General features: G+C 53.4%; 21 protein-coding genes and 2 tRNA genes. 6 read left to right on the top strand and 17 right to left on the bottom strand.

The window, feature by feature from the left end; translation table 11 throughout:
• Positions 1 to 19: 19 nt before the first annotated feature.
• From FHC49_RS16255 to FHC49_RS16310, 12 genes are all read right to left on the bottom strand, one after another.
• Positions 20 to 988 carry a spore coat U domain-containing protein gene (locus FHC49_RS16255; RefSeq protein ID WP_185668222.1) on the bottom strand — a complete coding sequence of 323 codons (969 nt, stop codon included), beginning with the start codon at positions 986 to 988 and terminating at the stop codon, positions 20 to 22.
• Positions 979 to 3,192, bottom strand: coding sequence for a fimbria/pilus outer membrane usher protein (locus tag FHC49_RS16260; protein WP_220440306.1), 2,214 nt, complete (start codon positions 3,190 to 3,192; stop codon positions 979 to 981). Before FHC49_RS16260 ends, FHC49_RS16255 begins: the two co-directional genes overlap by 10 nt.
• Complete coding sequence (locus FHC49_RS16265; RefSeq protein WP_220440307.1) at positions 3,176 to 3,931, bottom strand: molecular chaperone; 756 nt, start codon at positions 3,929 to 3,931, stop codon at positions 3,176 to 3,178. Before FHC49_RS16265 ends, FHC49_RS16260 begins: the two co-directional genes overlap by 17 nt.
• Before the next feature lie 2 nt (positions 3,932 to 3,933).
• Positions 3,934 to 4,428, bottom strand: coding sequence for a spore coat protein U domain-containing protein (locus FHC49_RS16270; protein ID WP_220440308.1), 495 nt, complete (start codon positions 4,426 to 4,428; stop codon positions 3,934 to 3,936).
• 229 nt (positions 4,429 to 4,657) lie between these two features.
• On the bottom strand, positions 4,658 to 5,194 hold the full coding sequence (locus FHC49_RS16275; protein ID WP_220440309.1) for a helix-turn-helix transcriptional regulator: 537 nt from the start codon (positions 5,192 to 5,194) through the stop codon (positions 4,658 to 4,660).
• A 2-nt stretch (positions 5,195 to 5,196) separates the two neighbouring features.
• A complete protein-coding gene (locus FHC49_RS16280) occupies positions 5,197 to 5,832 on the bottom strand; it encodes an EAL domain-containing protein (RefSeq protein ID WP_220440310.1) in 636 nt (211 codons plus the stop codon).
• Positions 5,833 to 6,013: 181 nt separating this feature from the next.
• Positions 6,014 to 8,308, bottom strand: a complete 2,295-nt coding sequence (opgB, locus tag FHC49_RS16285; RefSeq protein ID WP_185668228.1) for a phosphatidylglycerol--membrane-oligosaccharide glycerophosphotransferase — start codon at positions 8,306 to 8,308, stop codon at positions 6,014 to 6,016.
• A 185-nt stretch (positions 8,309 to 8,493) separates the two neighbouring features.
• Positions 8,494 to 8,985: a DUF2501 domain-containing protein gene (locus FHC49_RS16290; protein ID WP_185668229.1), complete on the bottom strand. Its 492-nt coding sequence runs from the start codon at positions 8,983 to 8,985 to the stop codon at positions 8,494 to 8,496.
• Between the two features lie 69 nt (positions 8,986 to 9,054).
• Complete coding sequence (gene dnaC, locus FHC49_RS16295) at positions 9,055 to 9,792, bottom strand: DNA replication protein DnaC (protein ID WP_220440311.1); 738 nt, start codon at positions 9,790 to 9,792, stop codon at positions 9,055 to 9,057.
• A gap of 2 nt (positions 9,793 to 9,794) precedes the next feature.
• Positions 9,795 to 10,334, bottom strand: coding sequence for a primosomal protein DnaT (gene dnaT / locus FHC49_RS16300; RefSeq protein ID WP_220440312.1), 540 nt, complete (start codon positions 10,332 to 10,334; stop codon positions 9,795 to 9,797).
• Between the two features lie 114 nt (positions 10,335 to 10,448).
• Positions 10,449 to 10,922, bottom strand: a complete 474-nt coding sequence (locus FHC49_RS16305) for a threonine/serine exporter (RefSeq protein ID WP_185668232.1) — start codon at positions 10,920 to 10,922, stop codon at positions 10,449 to 10,451.
• A complete protein-coding gene (locus FHC49_RS16310) occupies positions 10,913 to 11,689 on the bottom strand; it encodes a threonine/serine exporter ThrE family protein (RefSeq protein ID WP_220440313.1) in 777 nt (258 codons plus the stop codon). Before FHC49_RS16310 ends, FHC49_RS16305 begins: the two co-directional genes overlap by 10 nt.
• Before the next feature lie 278 nt (positions 11,690 to 11,967).
• Between FHC49_RS16310 and pobA the strand changes: the two genes are divergently transcribed.
• The 4 genes from pobA (at position 11,968) to bglJ (ending at position 15,704) form a co-directional block, all read left to right on the top strand.
• Positions 11,968 to 13,152 (top strand): 4-hydroxybenzoate 3-monooxygenase, encoded by a 1,185-nt coding sequence (pobA, locus tag FHC49_RS16315; protein ID WP_185668234.1) that lies wholly within the window; start codon positions 11,968 to 11,970, stop codon positions 13,150 to 13,152.
• Between the two features lie 30 nt (positions 13,153 to 13,182).
• Complete coding sequence (locus tag FHC49_RS16320; protein ID WP_220440359.1) at positions 13,183 to 14,055, top strand: helix-turn-helix domain-containing protein; 873 nt, start codon at positions 13,183 to 13,185, stop codon at positions 14,053 to 14,055.
• 288 nt (positions 14,056 to 14,343) lie between these two features.
• Positions 14,344 to 15,069: a response regulator transcription factor gene (locus FHC49_RS16325; protein ID WP_185668235.1), complete on the top strand. Its 726-nt coding sequence runs from the start codon at positions 14,344 to 14,346 to the stop codon at positions 15,067 to 15,069.
• Positions 15,030 to 15,704 (top strand): DNA-binding transcriptional activator BglJ, encoded by a 675-nt coding sequence (gene bglJ / locus FHC49_RS16330; protein ID WP_185668236.1) that lies wholly within the window; start codon positions 15,030 to 15,032, stop codon positions 15,702 to 15,704. Before FHC49_RS16325 ends, bglJ begins: the two co-directional genes overlap by 40 nt.
• Here bglJ and FHC49_RS16335 read toward each other — a convergent pair.
• On the bottom strand, positions 15,701 to 16,159 hold the full coding sequence (locus FHC49_RS16335; protein WP_185668237.1) for a YbaK/EbsC family protein: 459 nt from the start codon (positions 16,157 to 16,159) through the stop codon (positions 15,701 to 15,703). The genes bglJ and FHC49_RS16335 overlap by 4 nt on opposite strands.
• Positions 16,160 to 16,496: 337 nt before the next feature.
• On the opposite strand from FHC49_RS16335, the gene FHC49_RS16340 reads away from it, so the two are divergent.
• A complete protein-coding gene (locus FHC49_RS16340; protein ID WP_185668238.1) occupies positions 16,497 to 17,840 on the top strand; it encodes a PTS sugar transporter subunit IIC in 1,344 nt (447 codons plus the stop codon).
• 40 nt (positions 17,841 to 17,880) lie between these two features.
• On the opposite strand, the gene fhuF is transcribed toward FHC49_RS16340, so the two are convergent.
• Together fhuF and FHC49_RS16350 are read right to left on the bottom strand one after the other, a co-directional pair.
• On the bottom strand, positions 17,881 to 18,669 hold the full coding sequence (gene fhuF, locus FHC49_RS16345) for a siderophore-iron reductase FhuF (protein WP_220440314.1): 789 nt from the start codon (positions 18,667 to 18,669) through the stop codon (positions 17,881 to 17,883).
• A 101-nt stretch (positions 18,670 to 18,770) separates the two neighbouring features.
• Positions 18,771 to 19,835, bottom strand: coding sequence for a GGDEF domain-containing protein (locus FHC49_RS16350; protein WP_185668240.1), 1,065 nt, complete (start codon positions 19,833 to 19,835; stop codon positions 18,771 to 18,773).
• Positions 19,836 to 20,064: 229 nt separating this feature from the next.
• Here FHC49_RS16350 and FHC49_RS16355 point away from each other — a divergent pair, with 229 nt between their 5' ends.
• Complete coding sequence (locus FHC49_RS16355) at positions 20,065 to 20,304, top strand: DUF1435 domain-containing protein (RefSeq protein ID WP_220440315.1); 240 nt, start codon at positions 20,065 to 20,067, stop codon at positions 20,302 to 20,304.
• A gap of 43 nt (positions 20,305 to 20,347) precedes the next feature.
• On the opposite strand, the gene FHC49_RS16360 is transcribed toward FHC49_RS16355, so the two are convergent.
• Both FHC49_RS16360 and FHC49_RS16365 read right to left on the bottom strand, forming a co-directional pair.
• Positions 20,348 to 20,433 (bottom strand) — tRNA-Leu (locus FHC49_RS16360).
• A 35-nt stretch (positions 20,434 to 20,468) separates the two neighbouring features.
• Positions 20,469 to 20,554: transfer RNA gene (locus tag FHC49_RS16365), tRNA-Leu, on the bottom strand.
• Between the last annotated feature and the right edge of the window lie 2 nt (positions 20,555 to 20,556).

Genomic DNA, 20,556 nt, shown 5'->3' on the forward strand with positions numbered 1-20,556 from the left:
CCGGCGCGCCCAAATCTGATTAATAAGTAAGCGTAATCACCACGTCGTCACTAAACAAGCCGGTACCGGTGAGCGTCTGCGGAGGTACGGTGCCGTAAACGGTGAAGTTCTGTACATTTCCGTCTTCGTGCGTGACCTCCAGCGTATTGCTGCCGATCTGTTCTCCCCAGGGAGTGGTTGCCGCCGCATCCTGCCACAGCGCGTATTGCAGACACTGATGCTTATCGTTACACAGCTGTCGCTGGCTTCCTGATGCGTTTTCACCGGTGCTGATGCCCAAGGAGTAATGCGTCCCCACCGGGCAACGAGAACGAATGGTGGCGGTTGAAGCGACCCGCGACATCAGCGATGTGCTGTTGACCGTACCAAAATCCAGCGGCGTGACGCTCTGGATAAAACAACTGTCGGATAGCGTAGCGCTGGCGCTGGAGGAGTTGTCGATGGCTTCCCCTTCGTTCTCACCATCCTGACAGTCGTGCAGGGATGCCGTGGACGTCGCGCTATTCCAGGTCAGCCTTAGCCCCATGGTGTAGTTAAAATAGCTGCGTACCGGCAGGTTACTCTGCCCGGCCGGTATGGAGGCCAGAAGGGGAAATGTCCCGCCAACAACCTGATTTCCCCCCGCAGTGAGTGACGTTTGCAGTGCGCGTCCCGATGCTTGTGAGGTCAGTTCCTGGCTGGTATCGAGGGCGTTATAGAGGCGAAACAGCATGGTGTATTGCTTACCTTCTTCATCGCCGTTTGAGGTCATTTTAAACGGTGAGGTATCCAGGCTGCTCAGGCAGACTTTGAAGTAACGGGTCTCGCCGTAGTCGGCGTAGCAGCTGAATTTTACGCTCGCGTGCGTCGAACTGCCGCTGCCGGTGACCAGCGTACCAAAGGCAGAGGTTTCCCCCTGGGTTATCCAGCAGTTTGAGGCGTGAGCCGGACGGCACAGGAGGCCCGCGCACAGCAGCAGGAGCAGAACGAGGGGGATTTTTAATGACACGGCAAGACTCCCAGATTGATGGTCGTTTCGCCCCTGGAAGCTGGCAGACTGACTTCGCAGCGTCCTGAGCGGCTCTGTATTGCAAGCGTGCCGGGCATCGGCGGGTTTTCCAGCCAGATGAAGCCTTCGCGGCCAACGATAGACTGCTTATCGCCAAAGGTGATAAGGCTGCCGATAGGCAACGGTCTGTTCTGCCGATCGATAAGCTGTGCGCTGACTAAGTGTGAACGGTGTACCTGGAAATCAACTTTGACGGCTTCGCTCCGCCCAGGAGTGGCGTGCATTTCCGTGAGCGGTGTGACCACCTCTGGCGGCAAATTCAGCGGGTCGAGTGAAACTTTGCTGTTCTGGTAGCGGGGCAGATCCGTCAGCAGCAGAAAGCCGTTAGCATCGGTTGTACCCGCGGGGCGGTTTTCCACCGCAATCGGAACGCCGCTAATGCCGTCGGTAGTGACCAGCGCAATGCCCTGGCGGTTGTAGCGCAGCGCGTAGGGGTGCGAGTCCAGCAGAATGAAAGATCCTTCTCCGCTGAGATAGTGGCTGTTGCTTTGGTTGTCGCGGTCTATCCCCGTATGCCATTCGCCGTACTGGCTCAGATACCCCAGATCGGCATGTTGTTGCCGGGTATTGCCGCTATTCTGGCTGAGCTGCCATGACCAGCCGCCGAGCTGATAATCCGGCTGATGGCGATAGTCTGCGCGCGTGGATTGATTACCCGTTTGCAGCGACACTGTGTCGTTATGGCCTAGCGGAACGGACAGCATCAGCTGAACGGTCTTATCACCCGTGTTGAGCGCATGGGTAAACGCGAAGGTGGTTGAGATGCGGTTGCTGAACGATTTTGACCAACTGGCATTAAGGTAGCGGGCGCTGTCCTGGCGTACCCATCCCGCGCCGAGGGTTCCCCAGCCCGATAGCGCCTGGCTGACCCACAGGTTGTCGGTGCGCCTGACCGGCAGGCTGCCGGAAAGCCGTGCGATATCCGTCCAGGCATCGCTGCTGCGGCTGGTACTGGCGGCGACGCCCAGACCCTGTCCGTTCCACTGATAGCCAAATCCCCACTTCACGCCACCCCCCGCCGGGCTTTGGCTACCGGCGATATGGCTGCTGGCGATACCCAAAAGTGGTGAAACCAGCCAGTCGCCCGATACGCCGAGGTTATGCGCATCCCGGTGCTGCTCGGTGTGGGTGCTGAGGGTCAGGCTGTTGTTGAGGCCATAGCGCCAGCCGGCATCCAGCATCGGCGAGGCGGCGTAGTCGTTGGAGCGCTCGGCATAGCGCTGTCGCAGCCAGCCTATATCCAGCGAGCCGCTGCTGACGCCCTGTGCCAGCATATTGGGGGCGCCGTATAAATCGAGCGTCACTTCACGGCGCTGACCGTTGATATCGGTGATCACCACTTGCGCCTGACCGCTGCCGGAGAACGTTGGAAGGGTGTTGAGCACGTAGTTGCCTGGGGTGACCTGCTGGTGGCTCTGTTGAAGCCCGTCGATATATAAATCGACCGTTGACGGTAACACCACGCTGTCGCTGTAGGCCGTGCGGGGGGCGGTATTGAGCTGCGGGTCGAGCTGAAAATTCCGCGCCAGATGCAGGCCACCAAAACGCACCTGGCGGCTCCAGTTCACGCCCGTCGTCACGTTATCACCCAGTGAAATGCTGGTGAGCGAGGCGGGGAAATCCAGCTGCCAGGTGGTCATCAGACGCGTGTTGGCCTCTGGCGTGGCGTTATCTCCGCGCTGAAAACGGCTATTCATGCTGTTGCTAAGCTGACCCGGCAACCAGCCGGAGGTTTGCAGCTGGCTTTGTAAGCTCGTCTGTTTGAGCGTTGGCGTTTCGCTGGAGTAGAGCGAGTAATCTAGCGTGAGATTGCCCATTTCATCGGCCTGAGGCAGGGCATCGGACGCAGGGTGAGGTGCAGTTTCCAGATGTTGCACGCTGGCCAGTTTCCCTTCAGGCAGCGTAAGGGCGAGCTGTTGCTGCAGGCCGTCATAGCTGGCCTGAATGCCCTGTACCGTCGCAAGGTTAACCCACGGAGCGGATGCTTCTGGCATGGCGATACCCAGCCGCGCCGCATCTTCCACGTTGATCCATAGCTCGCCGTTGTCGACGCGAACGGGCCAAAGCCCGTCGTGAAGAGAACGGTTAACGGTGAGGGAGAGATACTGCGTTGTTTCAGCGGGCGGCTCAGCGTGAAGCGGCATGGCTATTAACCACAGCAGCAGGATACACGCTGAGCTGGCTGGCTTGGGTGTGTTCATTCAGATAAGCGCGTAAGGAGAAGAGTAAATCGCGGTGAGGGCGTTTAAACGGCAGCGAAAATTGCTTCCCCGCAAGCACATAGCCAGCCAGACCTGAGAGCGAATCGACCACCTGCCCATTACGAGCAATAGCCTGAACGTCGCTCAAGCGGATATGTGTACTACCGTGGTTCTGGCACCAGACTTCCCCATTTTCCTGTTGGCAGGAGAGTTGCGTGGTTTCATCTTTTTGCGCCACATCTTCAGGTGCGATAAACAGCGGAATGGAGTAGCGCAGAAGGAAATGGACGCCATTCTGTCCGTCGGTGCCGAGATGGGCACGGGGCAGTTCATCAACCAGCAGCCGGAAGCTTTGCTCCTGTGAATGGGGAGCCGGGTTGAGCACCACAATGCGTACCAGCTGGCGCTGGCCGGGCGCCAGAGACGTTACCGCCGGGCTGCTGACAACCTCGTTCGTCTGCGTCAGGACATCTTTACCCGAGGATTGCGTCCAGTCATAAACGCGGATCTGCGCGTGAATGGGCTGGTCTCCAGTATTGGTGAGGTACAGCGCACCGGCGCGCTGGGCGGTTGAAAGATTCAGCATCACCGGTGCTACCTGCAGGGTGGCGCAGTGCGCGTAGTGGGTAAACGCGAACAAAATGGCCAGCCAGCAAAGGGCAAAGAGAGAGAAACGACGCATGCTTAGTACACCAGATTCAGGGTGACGTCATCGCTGTACAAACCGGCTTTGGCATTGGTTAAAGCACCTGCTTCGATAACACCAACGATGGTTTCCGATTGAGTCTGCCCGGTACCGGTCCCTTCAATCCCACCGCTGGCGTTGACCGGCGTTTTCTTGCTTTCATCGGCATACAGCTTATAGGCAATGTTCTGTGCCCCGAGGCTGCTGTCTTCTGGCTTGAGCCAAAACGTGCCGTCACTTTCGCTATCGCTGCTGGCCGCTGAGAGGTTAAACGGCGTACCGTTGGTACACAGCACGTTAAGCTGAGTGGTGGTATTAATTTCACGGGATTCGTCAGAGCCGTGGCTGGCGAAGTTCAGATCGTTGGTCTGAAGCGTGCAGGACTTCAGCACTTCCAGCGAAACGTGCATGGTTGCTGTGGCAGAACTGTCCGCCAGGGCAGAGTGGGACATCAAGTAAAACAGGCTGAAAATGACGATAGGCATCCTTTTCATAGATAAGCTCCGGTAGATAAATTGACGCAGTCTTGGATTAAACGTGTTCCTGGACGGTATTTGCGCAAATAGTAGATTTGGCTACCTCCTAAAGGATACTTTTATTCGATAAATCTCAGCCTATTCCTAACAATGTAATTAAAATGTTCACTCCGCGTTTCTGGACTATTTCTATCAGGCAGCGCGGAGGTAATATTTAAGAGGCAATGCTTATGATTTCTTTTGGTTATTAGTGATAAAGTGAACTGTTATTTACAGTGCGAATTTTTCGGTATAATTCTGCCAGCGTACTGCAGTGAAACTTCGCCATGGCATTGCGGCGATGGGTATAAATAGTCTTCGGTGACTTATGCAGCATATCGGCAATGGTCTTTGGTGAAAAACCCAATATTATCAATAAACAAACATGGATCTCTGACTGCGTTAGCGGTGATTCTTTGCGTAGGGTCCGGCGGAACTCAGGCTTATTAAGCTGCTGGCCCAGCGCTCTGAGCGAGAGTTTATCGCTGAAAACGCAGGCGCGTTCCGGCGGCAGAAATTGCTGTACTTCCTGTACCCGGTTATGCTCAGTAATGACCAGCCACTTTGCTTCTTTATCGTCGTGGAGAATTATTTCGCGTAATTGAAATACGCTCTCATCGTTATCTTTATTCAGCCATTGAATAGCAGGGTTTGGGCACACCATATAGGGAAGCGCGTGCTTTAGCCCCAACCATAGGAAATAGTTTGTGCTCAGGATAGCGACCTGATAAGGCGGATAGATCATGGCTATTTATTCCACAAAAAGCCCTGACCATAATTAGCGTGTGAATCACGGGCTAATTGGAAGTCAGCAAGCGTTTCAATACCTTCCACGAGAACCTCATCGGCAATCTTTTTGCACAGATGGGCAAGCTTGAGAAAGGCATCTTTGCATTCACGACCGGTCCAGAACGCATGCTTATCAATTTTTGCGCCAGAGAAACGGTAATCCTGTTCTACGAGGCAAGGCAGAATGTCGTCATGGACGTCATCGGCCCAGACCGCGATACCCATTTCCCGCAGCGTAGCAATACGCGCACGCAGCCGCTCGCTATCGTCGGCTGAGAGCAGCGGAAGCTGCTCCAGGTCAGTAAGTTCAATGGCGATGTTTTCAATCGTGCCGAACTCACTGCACAGGCGCTGCAAAAAATCAGGTGTGAGCAGGACCTCCGCATTGGCATTGAGGTAATACTTGCCGCAGGGAGGCGTGCTCAGCACATGTGATAGCTGAGCAAAGAAAAGAGACAATCTGGCTTCCAGCGCCATATTACTGAAAAAAAGCTCAAGGTTAATTTGCGCTGGTGCGGTGGAGAGAACTTCCCAGGCGACAATATTTTCATCATCTAAGAAGCGAATGGATTCGAATTTATACCCTGTGAGCATGATTACGCAGCAATATTTACCAATAGTTTTTGTGTTGGCAAATGCTAGCTAAACTCATTTTTGCGGTATATTTATAAATACAAATAGTATTTATATGGTTATTTGAACTGGTTTTTAATGATTATAAAGCTTTATATGCTTTCATAAGGGGTGGTATACCCCCTATGAAAGCGCGCCGCTGTTACCCCTCGGCATCGATGACCTTGATTTCGACCATGCCAACCCCGAGTTGACGAGGCGAATGGCCGAGGATATTCCCTTCATTGGTTGACTGCGGGTCCGGCGGCACAATCACCAGCGTACTGGCGCTGGAGGGATTATCGAAGTGCAGCGTCGTGGTGGTGACCTCGTGGCCCAGCGTCAGCGTTTGCTCGCTGTTGCCGACGCGAACGGGAATGGGCTTATCGGCGTTCGGGCCAAAAGCTTTGGCGGTAATGACCAAATCAAAGCGCTTCGGCAGCGGGTGCTGATACTCAATCTTCACTTCCTGGCCGAGCTGGGCGTTGGACCAGCGTCCCCATGACTCCGGACGGGAGATGCCGCTGAAGGATTTCACCTCTTCCGGCGCGCCTGCGACGTTGAAGATAAAGCTGTCTGCCTTATAGCGAATATCGTTGTCGACGGTTTTGAGCGAATCCACGTTACCGTTGTAGCGCACCATGTCGATCACCGTATCTTTAAACTCGGTTTTGCCGCTCCATTGGGTTTTATCGACGTGCTGAACTTTTTGCTCACCGCCAAGCTGCCCCTGAGACACGCACCAGTCGGTGGAGAGTGACAGATTTTGCGACCATAGCTGGCCCATCTTGTAGCAGCGGTCGACCCAGACGAAGTTATCGCGCGGGGCGAAATCCGCCAGCTGATAGCGCAGCGGCGCGGAGTATTCGCTTTCCGGCAGCGGTTCAACACGGTTATCGGAGACGCGCAGCAGCAGCGGCAGGCGGAAGTGACTACCGGAGAAGGCGATCATGTTTTTCTGGGTATCGATAGAGAAACTTTTGATCTCTTTCGGGAAGTTCCACAGGCGAATAACGTCTGGCTTCCAGGCCAGCACCTTCTCCTTCATATTGAGGAACACTTCCGAGAGTGACTGGCCAGATAAGCTGCTACGGCCAAGGCCGATAAAGTTATCGCCGCCGAGCAGATCCAGCACCGTCGCGCCGTTATCCATCGTGTTACGTTTTACCGCCACCACGTCCTGCTCGTCCGGCTGGTCACCGCGGATCACAAAGAACAGGTTGCTGCGATCCTGTTTGTTGAGGTAGTCCCAGGCGGTGTTTTTCATTGCCAGATGGTCAGAAGAGACCACGATAATGGTGTTCTTAAAATACGGCGATGCTTTGATTTTATTGATAAATTCAGCGATATTTTCCTGGCTACAGGTCACGGCGCTAAAAGACTGGTTCGTTTTCCCGCCGATCTCATACTTTTTGCGGTTGCAGGAGCGCGAGATAAAACCGTCCGGGTGGTGAGTATCTACGGTCAGAGTAAACAGAGAGAAGCGTTTGCCTTCCTGGGACAGCGACTCGAATTTCTTCCACGCTTCATCCAGCACGGTGTCGTCGTAGTAGCCCCAATCGTTCTTGTAGTTCGGGTCTGCGACGGTGGTTTTCAGCTCTTCAGCACCGTAGAGATAGTCGAAGCCGTGCGATTTCAGGAACACGTCTTTCCCGGCAAAGCGCAGGTTGGCACCCTGTACGAAGTAGTTTTCATAGCCTGAGTTTTTCAGGATATCGCCGAGGCAGATGTTCTGCGGGAAAAAGCTCGACAGCGAGGCGGAAGCGTTACCTTCAAACGGCGCAAAGAGCGGAATACCGCACTGCGAAGCGACCATACCGGCGATAGTGTAGTCGGTACCGGGCAGCTGCATGGTGTGGCTAAAATCGATCCCCTCGTTTTTCAGCGAACCCAGCTCTGGCGTCAGGTCCGGGAAGGCCTGATCGTCAAAATAGGTGCGTTCCAGGCTTTCGCCATAGATATAAACGAGGTTCATTTTCGGGTTCGGGATCGTCTTCGACGGCTCTTTGTAGTAGGCCGCGAAGTCGGGATCGCCATCGCGGGACTGCGATTTTACCAGCTCGCTAATCTGGCGAAACGCCGGGCTGGCGTCCACGGAGCCCACGGCCAGCGCTAACGCCACCAGGCTGTAGCCGAAGTGATGAGGATGGTGACGGCGGCGGCGCAGCACCCAGCCCAGCGCGCCAAAGACGGCTATCAGCCCGGCGATGAGGCCGATGCCCGGCAGAATATATTTGCCCACGCCGGCACCCGTCAGGCTGTTGGTCAGCGTGTAGAGCACGGCGTCGTTGATTCCATCACCGGTAAAGTAGTCGCTTGCGTACAGAGTGATATTCAGGACCACAAACAGGCCCAGTACCGTTAGGGTGGCAGCAAACCACCATTTGTTACGCCCCGCTTTCCAGGCATAGATGGCGATGGAAGCGAGAAAAAGCACGAGGGATAACAACTCTGACACTACACATCCTCAACAGCGCCAGGGTCTCTGGCTGAACAGAAGTTAACTTCACAATGTAATTGTGTCGTCATCTGTCTGCAATTCTATCGTAGCGAAAGTGTGCTGTTATTCGGAATTGGTTTAGAAATGGATATTTTTTGAGCAGTAAATCTGCGGCGAGCAGGGCGCTCGCCGCAGGAAAAACATCAGGAAATGTAGTTAACGCCTTGTTTTAATACGAAATCACAGGCTTTTGCTTTCACTTTCTTGCCCAGTTCAGTATTGCCCAGGCTATCGAGATCGAGTTTTTGGCCATCTTTCGCGTTCAGCAGACCCTGAATACCTTCCATATAGCCGGTATCCTGTTTCTGTTCTGCCTGCGTGTTGAGACCCAGTTTATCCAGCACCTGGTTTTTCACGTTGTCGACGTTGGTGACGGAGGCCAGCTTCTCTTTCGCGCAGTAGCCCAGGATCCCCGCCGCATTGTTCATGCTGCTGGAGCTCAGAGACTGGCTGCCGCCGTTAAGCAGGCTGGTGAGCGAAGAGAGCGACGTGCCGCCAGACTGCGACGAGCTGCTACCGCCGGTAAGCTGGGTAGCCGCGCTGCTCAGATCATTTAACGATACGGCGCCCGCAGCGGTAGACACAAACGCGCTGGCAATAATAACTCGGCAAAGCATCGATTTTACTGATTTCATGGGTGTACTCGTGTGTGCTATTAAAAAGTTGTCGTGATGAGTATACGCTTATCATTCACCGGATTTATCTTAATACTCTTTGCCGGTGACGCGGCTGCGATAACTTTCCCAGTTGAAGATCACCCACAGGCTATTACCGAGGCGCATACGATCCATCACGCGCTCGCCCAGCATCTTATTCATTTCATCAAGATTGCTGTTAGTGAGCATGCCGGTCGGGCGTTTAGACGAAGAACGGCGATCGACAATCTGATTGATGATCACTTTTTCATAGCGTGATTCGGTCTGCATGCCGATCTCATCGATCACCAACAGATCGACATTGCTGAGATCGCTCAACAGCTGCTCTTCACTGGTTTCCCGATTACCGAAGGTCTCTTTCATGGCGGACATAATATCGGCCACGGTAATGATCAGCACCGATTTGCCCCGCAGCAGCAACTCGTTGCAGATGGCGGCGGCGAGATGGTTTTTCCCGGTGCCTGGCTTGCCGGAGAAGATAAAGCTCGCGATGTTGCCATCGAATTCCTCCACGTACTGCCTTGCTTTCGCCAGCGCGTTCATCTGGCCTTCGTTTTCAACGCGGTAGTTTTCAAACGAACAGTTTTGATGCAGCGGGCGAATACCGGAGCGGTTAAAGGTGCGCTGCATTTTCATGGCGCGGTTCTCACGCGCCAGCGCGGCGGCGCGGATCTCGCCCTGTTCCTTCTGCCAGGCCAATAGCTCTTCGCCGGTTTTAAATGCCGGTTCGATATGCGCCGGCATCATTTTCTGCAGGCGCTTCATTAATTCACCAACGTCTTTCATGCTCAACCTCTGAAACCAGGTGGAATATGACTGTCAGGCTCGCTGACGGTGTTGATATCGCGACGCGTCTGGCCGTTATTGTTGGCCCGGCCCATCTGTACGCTGCGCGCCAGCTTTTGCTGCCACTGTACATGATGGAACACTTTCCCCTCCGCCTGCCAGTAAGCGACGAAAGCGGCCAGCTCTTCCGGCGTAACGGGCTCGCTTAAAGCGATACCCCACAGCGCGGAAAGGCGCAGGAACTCGGCGTCAGGCTGCCAGCCCGCGTACATGGCAAATTTGCCCATGGGGATGGCGATAGGTGCCGGGGTTGGCTCCTCAAAAAATTGAGCATCCAGCGTCACGTCGCTACCCGGTCGGGACAGCTTTTCTTCCAGCGCCAGGAGTTGCGCCAGACGTTCCTGCGTAATGGCATAGAACGCGGGCTGATTATTGGCAAACACGGCGAGCGCGCCGCCCTGAGTTTGCGCAAGAATCGCAGCAGGATCGGCGACAAAAGCGTCAATACCGATCACGTTAGGCGTTAAAATACGAGAAGACATAACACTATCTCAATACTGAAAAAACAACGGGAAGGGGGCGGAAGCACCGCCGTATATAGTGCACATAGTAGCACAAGCTATGGGGCGGGCGGCACTCCCCGTACCGCCGATGCCTCACACTCTTGGGCGTTTGCGATAGAGCCACAGGCCCGGAATCGACAGCCCGATAGAGAGCGCGCCGACGATAGACGACGCCTTCAGGAAATTGCTCAGCAGCATGATCATCAGCTCTTCGGAATAGCCGAAGTGGCTGATTTTGACCGCAGAAATCATCGCCGTGTACGCCGAAATACCGGGGAACATGGGAATGACGGCGGCTACGGTGAAGATCTTAGGGTGCGCCAGATACCAGCGCGACCACTGGATGCCGATACTGCCGACCAGCAGCGCCGCGAGGAAGGTGGCCCACTCGATATTGAACCCGGCGGTCATCATGGCGAATCGCGAGGTATGGCCGATTGCCCCCAGCAGTGCACACCAGGGCAGCGCGCGCTGCGGGACGTTAAAGACCATGGCGAACCCGACGGCGGGAATCGCCGATAGCACAGCGTCCTGCGCCAGTAAAAACAGAAAATGCATCACACCCATCCGCGCAGCCCCCATAACGTCATCGCCATCACCACGCCGACGCAGGTCGCCAGCGTCAACAGGCTGGCAATTGCCCAGCGCGCCAGGCCGGTGTTGATATGGCCTTTGAACATGTCGGCAACCGCGTTAATCAACGGGAAGCCGGGCACCAGCAACAGCACGCTGGCCGCCATCGCCACCGTTGAGGTCTGATGAAAGGCGGGCAGTTGCAGCATCAGGCCGGAAACGGTAGTGGCGACAAAGGCGGTCAGGCCAAAGTTAATCTGAGGGTGCATTGAGCGGTGGGTCAGCACCTGACGGATGTACATGGCGATAGCGCTGGCGCAGAAGGTGATGAGCGCACCGTCCCAGCCGCCGTTGTTGAGCTTGCAGAAGCAGGCGCAGGAGAGGCCTACCATCAGCACAACCAGCCAGCGTGGGTAGCGCAGCGGTTTAATCTGCGTAAAGCGCTTGCCGACGTCTTTATAGTCCAGCAACTTGTGCTCGGCCATAATGACGATGTGCTGCACCTCTGTGACCACGTGCATGTTAATACCGCGATCGCTATTTTTACGCGTCGAAGTCAGGCACTGCCCGTCTTTAATGGTGGTTAGCACAATCGCGTTTGATGAGATCGCGCTTTCGACGCTGTCCATCCCCAGCGCGCGTCCCAGACGCGTTGATAGCTCCTCAACCTGGGCGCTCTCCGCCCCATGCTGGAGTAAAAAAAGACCGCACTGAATACAAAGCCGTGTGACGATGCGTTGTTCTGACTGATCTACTTCCATAATGATCCTGGTATCGAGAACGCCGATGTAATGACCTACTTTTACCCGAAGAGCATGGGGGAGCAATCCGGCCAGGATCAAACAATGTGCAAAAATTCGGCGGCCAGTCGCTTTTGTTGAAGAGTTGATGTTGCCCACACTTTTGCAAAACTGTTCGAAAGTGCAATTTTTGAACGGATTCTGACCTTCTTTTTCCCCTCTGACTTATCAAAAATGCATTCTGAAACTTTATTGATACATGAAATAAACAAATAATTAACCAGAGTGCGAGGTCACCCATGAACACGCAAGTTGCCATTATCGGTGCCGGGCCTTCCGGGCTGCTGTTAGGCCAGTTGTTGCATAATGCGGGCATTAAAACCGTGATCCTGGAACGTCAGACTCCCGAGTATGTACTGGGGCGTATTCGCGCCGGGATCCTCGAAAACGGTACCGTCGAACTGCTGCGTGAAGCGGGCGTCGCTCGCCGTATGGAGGCGGAAGGGCTGGTTCACCACGGCGTGGAGTTCCTGTTTGCCGACCGGCGTATTCCCGTGCCGCTGAGTGAATTGACCGGCGGGAAGAGCGTGATGGTTTATGGCCAGACCGAGGTGACACGTGATTTGATGGAAGCACGGCAGGCCAGCGGCGCGCAGACCATTTATGGTGTTGAGCAGGTTGAGCTGCACGACCTGAAAAGTGATAAGCCTTCCGTCACCTTTATGAAAAACGGTGAACGTTGCCGCCTGGAATGTGAGTTTGTCGCCGGCTGTGATGGCTTCCACGGCGTTTCTCGTCAGAGCATTCCTCGCGATATTCTGCGTGAATATGAAAGCATCTGGCCGTTCGGCTGGCTGGGGCTGCTCTCTGACACGCCGCCGGTCAACCCGGAACTGATTTACGCGCATCATGAGCGTGGGTTTGTATTGTGTAGTCAGCGCTCACTAACTAGAAGCCGCTACTATCTGCAGGTTCCGTTGACCGACAGCGTTGAACAATGGTCTGACGAACGCTTCTGGGGTGAGCTGAAGCGCCGTCTGCCGGACGAGCTGAGTCAAAAGTTAGTGACTGGTCACTCACTTGAGAAGAGCATCGCACCGTTGCGTAGCTATGTGGTGGAGCCGATGCAGTACGGGCGGATGTTCCTGGTTGGCGATGCCGCACACATTGTGCCGCCAACCGGGGCCAAAGGGCTGAACCTGGCCGTTTCGGATGTGAACTATTTGTGGCGTATCCTGCGGCAGTATTACCAGAATGGACGCGCCGACCTGCTGAGCCGTTATTCGCAGCTGGCGCTGAACCGGGTCTGGAAAGGTGAACGTTTTAGCTGGTTTATGACCCATCTGCTGCATGATTTTCAGGACCAGAGCCCGTTTGCCAGAAAGATGCAGGAGGCCGATCGCCAGTACTATCTCAGCTCGCAGGCGGGACTGACAACGATTGCTGAAAACTACGTGGGGCTGCCTTATGAAACGGTGGAGTAGAGAATGAAAAGAGCGGGTGTCGAAGCGAATATGCCGGAGATGGTGCCGGTATTTAAGCTCTATGGCGAGCATATGGGTTGGCCGACACCCGACCTGCTGCACTGTGAATCGATCCATAAACGGAGCAGCCTCTATGAATGGCATATTCGGGTTCATCAGCATGCCGAACTGGTGCAACTGCTTTATTTGCACAAAGGGCAGGCTGAAATAGAAATAGAGGGACAACGCCTGGTGGTGAACGAATCTTCTATTCAGGTCGTTCCCGCGCTCTGCGTTCATGGCTTTCATTTTTCGCCGGGGACGCAAGGCTACGTGCTCTCGCTTGCGCTGCCGTTGTTAAGCCGTCTGGAGACGCAGTTTGGGCAACCGCTGGATATGCTGAACCAGCCCGGCTGTATTCCGGTCAAACGTTCCGGCCACCATATCCGTACTCTATTTGCTACGCTGCTGGAAGAGTACACCCAGGATCACGACGCGCGGGAGATGATGCTCTATTCGTTACTCAGCGCGCTGCTGGTGTGGCTCAATCGTCAGGGCAAGGCGGGAGGCGTGGTGAAGGATAACAGCGAGCGGAAACGCAGCGTGCTACGCCAGTTTAGCCGGCTGATTGAGAGCCACTACCGTGAGCATTTATCGTTGGCCGACTATGCGCAAAAGCTCCGGGTTTCCACCACCCATCTGAACTGCCTGTGCCGTGAATATCACGGTACCAGCGCATTGAACGTTTTACATCAGCGACTGCTGCTCGAAGCAAAGCGCAGCCTGCAGTACACCAGCATGACCATCACGCAGGTTTCTGATTATCTGGGGTTTAGTGATGTGACCTATTTTTCGCGTTTCTTCCGCAAGCGGGAAGGGGTGACGCCCAAAGAATTCAAAATGAAAATGGAACTATCTGAGTAGGCTGTTTTTTTTGAATGTTTAATTCTACTTATTGAGACTTTAATATTTTCTAAGCAACCTCTTTCACATTGATATGCCATACTGTCGTAGTTAGTCCTGCTAACCAGATGAAATCATCTCACAGGTAAAGTCATACAGCGGTCAGGTTTATTTGATAATTAACCGACGAGTATTATGCCGCTATTAAAGGGAAATAGAAATGGATGGATTCATTTCCTGCGAATACGCTTATTTGATTAAATAAAAACATATTCAGGAAACGAATCTTCGAAAGGATACGGAGGTTATATGACGCCAGAGTACTGCAAGTTCGCAGTGATTATCAGCAAAATACCGGTTATGCAGTCTGGGCTGAATTCCATCATGCGAATGCACTTCCCGAATTATGAGCTCAATTTTTGCCAGTCTCTCGAGCAGTTAACGCTGCTTCAACTTCGCCGTACTGATGTGGTTATCGTTGATTTCTCTGGCGATATTGGCAACCCGCGTGCGCTCTGCGAGCAATACTATACGCTGCTATCGCAATATCGTGATATTCACTGGATATTTATGATTAGCCGCCAGTACTACGCATTAGCCGTTGAATTTTTAATGCGTCCGGAAAGTACGCTGCTTTCCGAATCAGACTCCGTTGAGCGGGTGGTAAAAGCCATTCAACAGGAGAATGTTAGCACGGATAACGTGAGTGAAATGCTGCTTTCGCTGCAGCATGATGCGGACGGTGATGATGATAATCAACGACTCATTATGTTGACACTGTCCGAGCGGAAAGTACTGCGACTGCTGGCGAAAGGATGGGGGATTAACCAAATCGCCGCGTTGCTGAAAAAGAGTAATAAAACCATTAGCGCGCAAAAAAATAGTGCGATGCGCCGCCTGTCTCTGCGCAGTAATGCGGAAATGTATGCCTGGCTCAACAGCAATCAGGGAATGAAGGAACTCAATCTCTATTCAGCCTACGGGGAGCAAGTCGAATGGAAAAATGCAGCAGGAAGCAGCGCATCGCTATCATAGAGCATTGTAATGTGACGGCGGTAGGGCTACGCCATCTACTGATGAGCGCTCGTGGTAGGCATTTTACTTTCCATTTTTTTCGCAGCATTGCTGAATTTAAACTGGCGGTCAAACAAGGGCCGTTTGATGGCGTCATGTATTGTCTCTCCGGCACGCGTGAACTTCGTATTGAATGCCTGTTATTGATGGGCGAGATTGCCAATCATCATCCTGAGGTGATGCGCATCATTCTGGCTAACGATAAAGATGAAGCGGCGCTGATTCGGCACCTGTCGCCAACCTATATTCACGGTGTGCTCAGTAAATCCGAAACGTTGAGTGACCTACGGCATAGCGTATTCGAGCTGCTGGAAGAGGCGATAGAGGTTCGTGAAGCAATGGAGGATTCCGCTGCCCAGCGTGAAAATCGTTTTCTCAGCCCGACCGAGAACCTGATCCTGCGTTACATGACCTACGGCTATTCGTTGATGGATATTTCTCAGCAACTGGGGCGGAATATCAAAACCATTCGCGCGCACAAATTTAATGCGATGACGAAGCTGAGAGTGAATTCCGATATTGAGCTACTGAGCGCCGCCGACCTGCTGGTGTCGTTACACGATATAAATGATGCCAGCACCTCGCCTGTTTGCTAGAGGCAGACATCCACCCAAGTAGCAGCGGTAAGGCTAGCCATTCGCTCCGGCGAAATGCGTACCGCACTGTGTATGGCTCCTGCGGCAGGAAGAACTTCTTCGTATTGCTGCAGCGAGACATCACAGTACACCGCCAGCGGATTCTCCAGCCCAAATGGACAGACCCCACCGACCGGGTGACCGGTGAGAATCACCACTTCATCACTGCTTAGCATGCGAGCCTTCGCACCAAAAGTCTCTTTCAACTTCTTATTGTCCAGACGGGCATCTCCTTTCGCAACTACCAGAATGACGCGGTCTTTAACCTTCAGCGAGAGCGTTTTGGCGATTTGTCCGGGCTCAACGCGGTGCGCGGCAGCGGCAAGCGCAACGGTTGCGGTACTTTGCTCAAGCTCGATGATGCTGATGTCGGGCGCGTGCTCGGCAAAGAATGTCTTTACGGACTGTAGGCTCATGCTTCTCTCCTGATAATTCGGCGAGTCACTCTGTCATAGAGTTACCTGGGTTGTAAATAAAGCGGCTAAGTTGTGCAAAAATTGTTTGTTTTTTGGATCTCCTTCACAATCAGTGCAACCGGTTACTGTAACCGGTTGCGGTTATTCATCAGGCGATTGATACTGCGGGGGTAACTTCCTTTGTATCTATAATAAGAGCCGTGTATGAACTGTATCGGTATGAACATCATTGCAGGTCGCAGACCCGTAACACCTGATGCTTCAATGTACGCCCAGTTGCATGTCGGCAAAATCGTTGTTGCTGTGTTGACGTCTAAAGCCTGTCAGGAGGGCTGTTATGTCTGCTAATCACGCTGCATTTAATCTGATATTCCGTTTTGTAGAAAATTACGTTAGTCCGGTCGCGGGACGAATTTCCTCTCAGCGTCACGTTATGGCGATTCGTGATGGTTTTATCTCTGCCATGCCTTTTATGATTGTAGGATCGTTTTTACTGGTTTTCGCCTACCCACCGTTTTCTCCCGATACCACCTGGGGCTTTGCCCGTGCGTGGTTAGATCTCGCTAAGCAGTTTGAAGGCCGCATTCTGACGCCGTTTGATATGACGATGGGCATTATGTCTATCTATATCTGCGCGGCTATCTCCTATAACCTCGGTAAACACTACGAAAAGAGCAACCAGCTCGATCCGTTCATGTGTTCGATGCTCTCCATCATGGCGTTTCTGCTGGTGGCTGCACCAAAAACCAGCGGCCATCTGCCGGTTGATAGCCTGGGGGGAACTGGGATCTTTACCGCGATCCTCGTTGCTGTCTACTGCGTGGAGATGATGCGTTTTCTGAAAGTCCGCAACATCGGGATCCGCCTGCCGGATCAGGTGCCGCCGATGATCAAAAACTCCTTCGACCTGCTGATTCCAGTGCTGGTGGTGGTGTTGACGCTCTATCCGCTGAGCCTGTTTATTCAAAGCCAGTTCGACATGCTGATCCCGCAAGCCATCATGTCCGTGTTCAAACCGCTGGTTTCCGCCGCTGACTCCTTACCGGCGATTCTGCTGGCCGTACTGATTGGTCACCTGCTGTGGTTTGCAGGGATCCACGGGGCGGCGATTGTCTCCGGTATGCTGCAGATGTTCTGGCTGACTAACCTTGGCCTGAACCAGACTGCTCTGGCGCAGGGCGCGCCGCTGCCGCACATCTTTATGGAAGCGTTCTGGACCTTCTTCATCGTGGTCGGGGGTTCCGGTGCAACGATGGGGCTGGTGTTCTGCTACCTGCGTAGCCGTTCAGCCCACCTGCGTTCTATCGGCCGTCTGAGCGTGGTGCCTAGCCTGTTCAACATCAACGAACCGGTTATCTTCGGTACCCCAATCGTGATGAACCCAGTGTTCTTCATTCCATTCCTGCTGGCACCGATGGTCAACGCGATTCTGGCGTGGGCGGCGATGAAGCTGGATCTGATTGGTCGCGTGATTTCAGTGGTACCGTGGACGGCACCGGCACCTATTGGCGGCGCATGGGCTTTAGGCTGGGACTTCCGTGCGGCGATTCTGGTGGTGCTGTTGGCCTGCGTTTCCGCAGTTATCTACTATCCGTTCTTCAAAGTGTATGAAAAACAGTTGTTAGAGCAGGAAAACGAAGAAGCGCAGCGTGCGGCTGAAGAGAGTCAGCAGGCAGCGTAAAAGAAAGCAGCAAAAAATAACGGGGCGAAAGCCCCGTTATTTATTTCAGCGTACAGTCGCCACACTGTTTAACGTCGGGCAAGCGGTAACGCTGGCAGCAGGTGCGACGCACCAGCAGGCCGTCACGTAATACCACAGTACGCCATAACGGATTATCCTGGCCGTCGGCCAGCGTGCTGGTAAAGAAACAGCGTTGGCGCAGAAGGTTGACGTGCTCTTCACCGAGTAGCGTTTTCATTTCGCCGAGATACCAGTTAATCAGATAGCCGGTATTACTCCAGATGAGCTTGCCGTTAATCTCTCCTGTTGCTTCCAGCGCCTGCACAACCGGCATAAGCGCCTGACTCACCAGATCGTCCATGCGTTCGATGGCCGGCTTCTGGCTGGCGCGAACGTCAGCGTGTACGTCGATCCAGAAGCAGGCCGCACGGCCGGTTTCGTGGAATTCTACGCGGAAATGGTCAGGGCTAAGTGAGATAGCGGATTCTTCAGTCAGCAGCGCGAGCATCAACGGTGGCACCAGCAGGCCGATGTACCATTGCGCCCAAAGGGAAAGCAGCGGTTTATTTTCTCGCGCCAGGGTTGGTTGATTGCGGTAGATATGATCGGAATAGACGGCCAGCAAGGAGCTTAGCTCCGTCGGTTTTGCCCATTCGCTGAGGGTTCTGGCGCAATCCGGGGCTGCTTCGCCCAGACGAAACATGTCCAGCAAGTGCGGACGCAGTTCGGCTATTTTGGCGCGCACTGACTCTGCGAACGCCTGTTCCTTTGAGGGAATCGGCGTGCGCCAGATAAGGTCATCGGCGATCGGAGCGGAACGGTAAGCCATAGCGTTGCTGGATTCAAATCTAAATGATAATGATTAGCAATCCTAGCTATAGATAAAAGCGAGCGCAAGAAGTTTGTCTCCTGCACTCGCGTTTTGTGAACCTAGACGGCGGGAGCCTGCTCGTAGGTCAGGATGTTATTGCGCCCCATGTTTTTCGCTTCATACAGGGCCTTATCCGCGCGCTGCATGGCCTGATCAATGTTGTTATCCTCCAACGGGGCTACGCCGATGCTGATGGTCACGTGGGTTGCCACGCTGGAGTTGAACATATGCGGAATTTTGAGATCGTATACATGTTGGCGAATACGCTCGGCGGTCTGCATCGCGGCCTCAATGCTGCAGTGCGGTAGCACCACCATAAACTCCTCACCGCCAAAGCGCGTCACAATATCCCTGGAACGTACGGCGTTTCTAATCGCTGCCGAAACGCGCATCAGAGCCTGATCGCCCATCATATGGCCATAGTGGTCGTTGTAGGCCTTGAAGTGGTCAATATCCAGCAGCAGGACGGAGTGCTGCGCCTTGCCTATCGACATTAATGAATCCAGGCGGAACTGGAACCCGCGGCGGTTGTAGAGCCCGGTCAGCGGGTCGAGCATGCTCAGACCGTTCAGCGTTTCGCGCTCTTCCAGTAGTTTATACATCAGCCCCTGCGCGAACTTATCGTTACGCCGCTGGATCACATGCTGAATAGCGATGCCAACTAACGGCAGCGCCATACAGTAGGCCATTCTCCACCATTCTCCGGAAGGACTGGTTATCAGGCACACAATAAAGGTCGGCATTGAATGGAGGGAAAAGGCGACAATATTATTGGAAAAGGCAATGGTACCGACAAATAGTACGCTGAAAAGCGCTACCATCTGGAAATTGTCATTAGGTAAAGCAAGCACCAAAGTTTTACTTAAAATATGCCAGCCCCATAAGCAGCCGAATATAACCGAAACTATTAGTATATTCAGTTTTATGCTGGTATATCGCCAGTTCCATACTAGCAGCACGCTGCTGCCCACCGCTATCAGCATTGCGGGTAGTGGAAAAATATTAACGTTATATATCGGGCTGAAGACGGACAGCGTCGATGAGACCAGATTCAGAAACAAAAATAGCCGGAACGTTAGCTGATATTTTTGCGCACGCAGGGTGCGCCAGGATTGTACTGTCATTGTTGGATGTTGTAGTCAGCCTTTAATATAAGTAAATGCATCAAAAACAAGAATAATTCATGAATGCAAAGCGCAAATTCTATTTATTTAGACATGCTATTTTTTGTACAAGTTATCACCATACAATATACATGTCATTAATGATTATGAAACCTTAGCGCATGAGCAGACAATTGACAAAAAACAATATATGATATTGGTAATCATTATCATTTAGATGGGCTGATTCATGTTGCAACGAACGCTAGGTAGCGGCTGGGGTGTACTGATTTCGGGAAGTGCAATCGCCATATTGAGCACGATGGGGCTGTCGCTTGACGTCTGGCGCGGCGTTATCGTGTGCGGGTTGCTGCTGAGCGGCGCGATGATATGGCATCGTCGGTTACGTCACTTTGTGCTGTTACCGTCATGCATTGCGTTTGTTGGCGGTCTTGTGCTGATAACAATGAATGTAAAGCTAATGGGATGACTATCAAAAATGGGGGGGAACTACCGGGAGAGAACGAGGAGTCTGGTGCGAGGGGGGGGACTCGAACCCCCACATCCTAAGGACACTAACACCTGAAGCTAGCGCGTCTACCAATTCCGCCACCTTCGCACAGATATCTCGTTACTTTTGTTATATCGCTTCGTTGGTGCGAGGGGGGGGACTCGAACCCCCACATCCTAAGGACACTAACACCTGAAGCTAGCGCGTCTACCAATTCCGCCACCTTCGCAC

Source organism: Kluyvera sp. EC_51, assembly GCF_019584505.1.
In the GTDB taxonomy this organism is placed as follows: Bacteria; Pseudomonadota; Gammaproteobacteria; order Enterobacterales; family Enterobacteriaceae; genus Kluyvera; species Kluyvera sichuanensis.

Coding starts and splice junctions, on each gene's coding strand:
- FHC49_RS16350 (WP_185668240.1), bottom strand. CDS start 19,835: ATGACAGTACAATCCTGGCGCACCCTGCGTGCGCAAAAATATCAGCTA.
- bglJ (WP_185668236.1), top strand. CDS start 15,030: ATGGAAAAATGCAGCAGGAAGCAGCGCATCGCTATCATAGAGCATTGT.
- dnaC (WP_220440311.1), bottom strand. CDS start 9,792: ATGAAAGACGTTGGTGAATTAATGAAGCGCCTGCAGAAAATGATGCCG.
- FHC49_RS16355 (WP_220440315.1), top strand. CDS start 20,065: ATGTTGCAACGAACGCTAGGTAGCGGCTGGGGTGTACTGATTTCGGGA.
- FHC49_RS16280 (WP_220440310.1), bottom strand. CDS start 5,832: ATGCTCACAGGGTATAAATTCGAATCCATTCGCTTCTTAGATGATGAA.
- dnaT (WP_220440312.1), bottom strand. CDS start 10,334: ATGTCTTCTCGTATTTTAACGCCTAACGTGATCGGTATTGACGCTTTT.
- FHC49_RS16335 (WP_185668237.1), bottom strand. CDS start 16,159: ATGAGCCTACAGTCCGTAAAGACATTCTTTGCCGAGCACGCGCCCGAC.
- pobA (WP_185668234.1), top strand. CDS start 11,968: ATGAACACGCAAGTTGCCATTATCGGTGCCGGGCCTTCCGGGCTGCTG.
- FHC49_RS16265 (WP_220440307.1), bottom strand. CDS start 3,931: ATGCGTCGTTTCTCTCTCTTTGCCCTTTGCTGGCTGGCCATTTTGTTC.
- FHC49_RS16325 (WP_185668235.1), top strand. CDS start 14,344: ATGACGCCAGAGTACTGCAAGTTCGCAGTGATTATCAGCAAAATACCG.
- fhuF (WP_220440314.1), bottom strand. CDS start 18,669: ATGGCTTACCGTTCCGCTCCGATCGCCGATGACCTTATCTGGCGCACG.
- FHC49_RS16310 (WP_220440313.1), bottom strand. CDS start 11,689: ATGGAAGTAGATCAGTCAGAACAACGCATCGTCACACGGCTTTGTATT.
- FHC49_RS16275 (WP_220440309.1), bottom strand. CDS start 5,194: ATGATCTATCCGCCTTATCAGGTCGCTATCCTGAGCACAAACTATTTC.
- FHC49_RS16320 (WP_220440359.1), top strand. CDS start 13,183: ATGCCGGAGATGGTGCCGGTATTTAAGCTCTATGGCGAGCATATGGGT.
- FHC49_RS16305 (WP_185668232.1), bottom strand. CDS start 10,922: ATGGGTGTGATGCATTTTCTGTTTTTACTGGCGCAGGACGCTGTGCTA.
- FHC49_RS16290 (WP_185668229.1), bottom strand. CDS start 8,985: ATGAAATCAGTAAAATCGATGCTTTGCCGAGTTATTATTGCCAGCGCG.
- FHC49_RS16270 (WP_220440308.1), bottom strand. CDS start 4,428: ATGAAAAGGATGCCTATCGTCATTTTCAGCCTGTTTTACTTGATGTCC.
- FHC49_RS16260 (WP_220440306.1), bottom strand. CDS start 3,192: ATGCCGCTTCACGCTGAGCCGCCCGCTGAAACAACGCAGTATCTCTCC.
- FHC49_RS16340 (WP_185668238.1), top strand. CDS start 16,497: ATGTCTGCTAATCACGCTGCATTTAATCTGATATTCCGTTTTGTAGAA.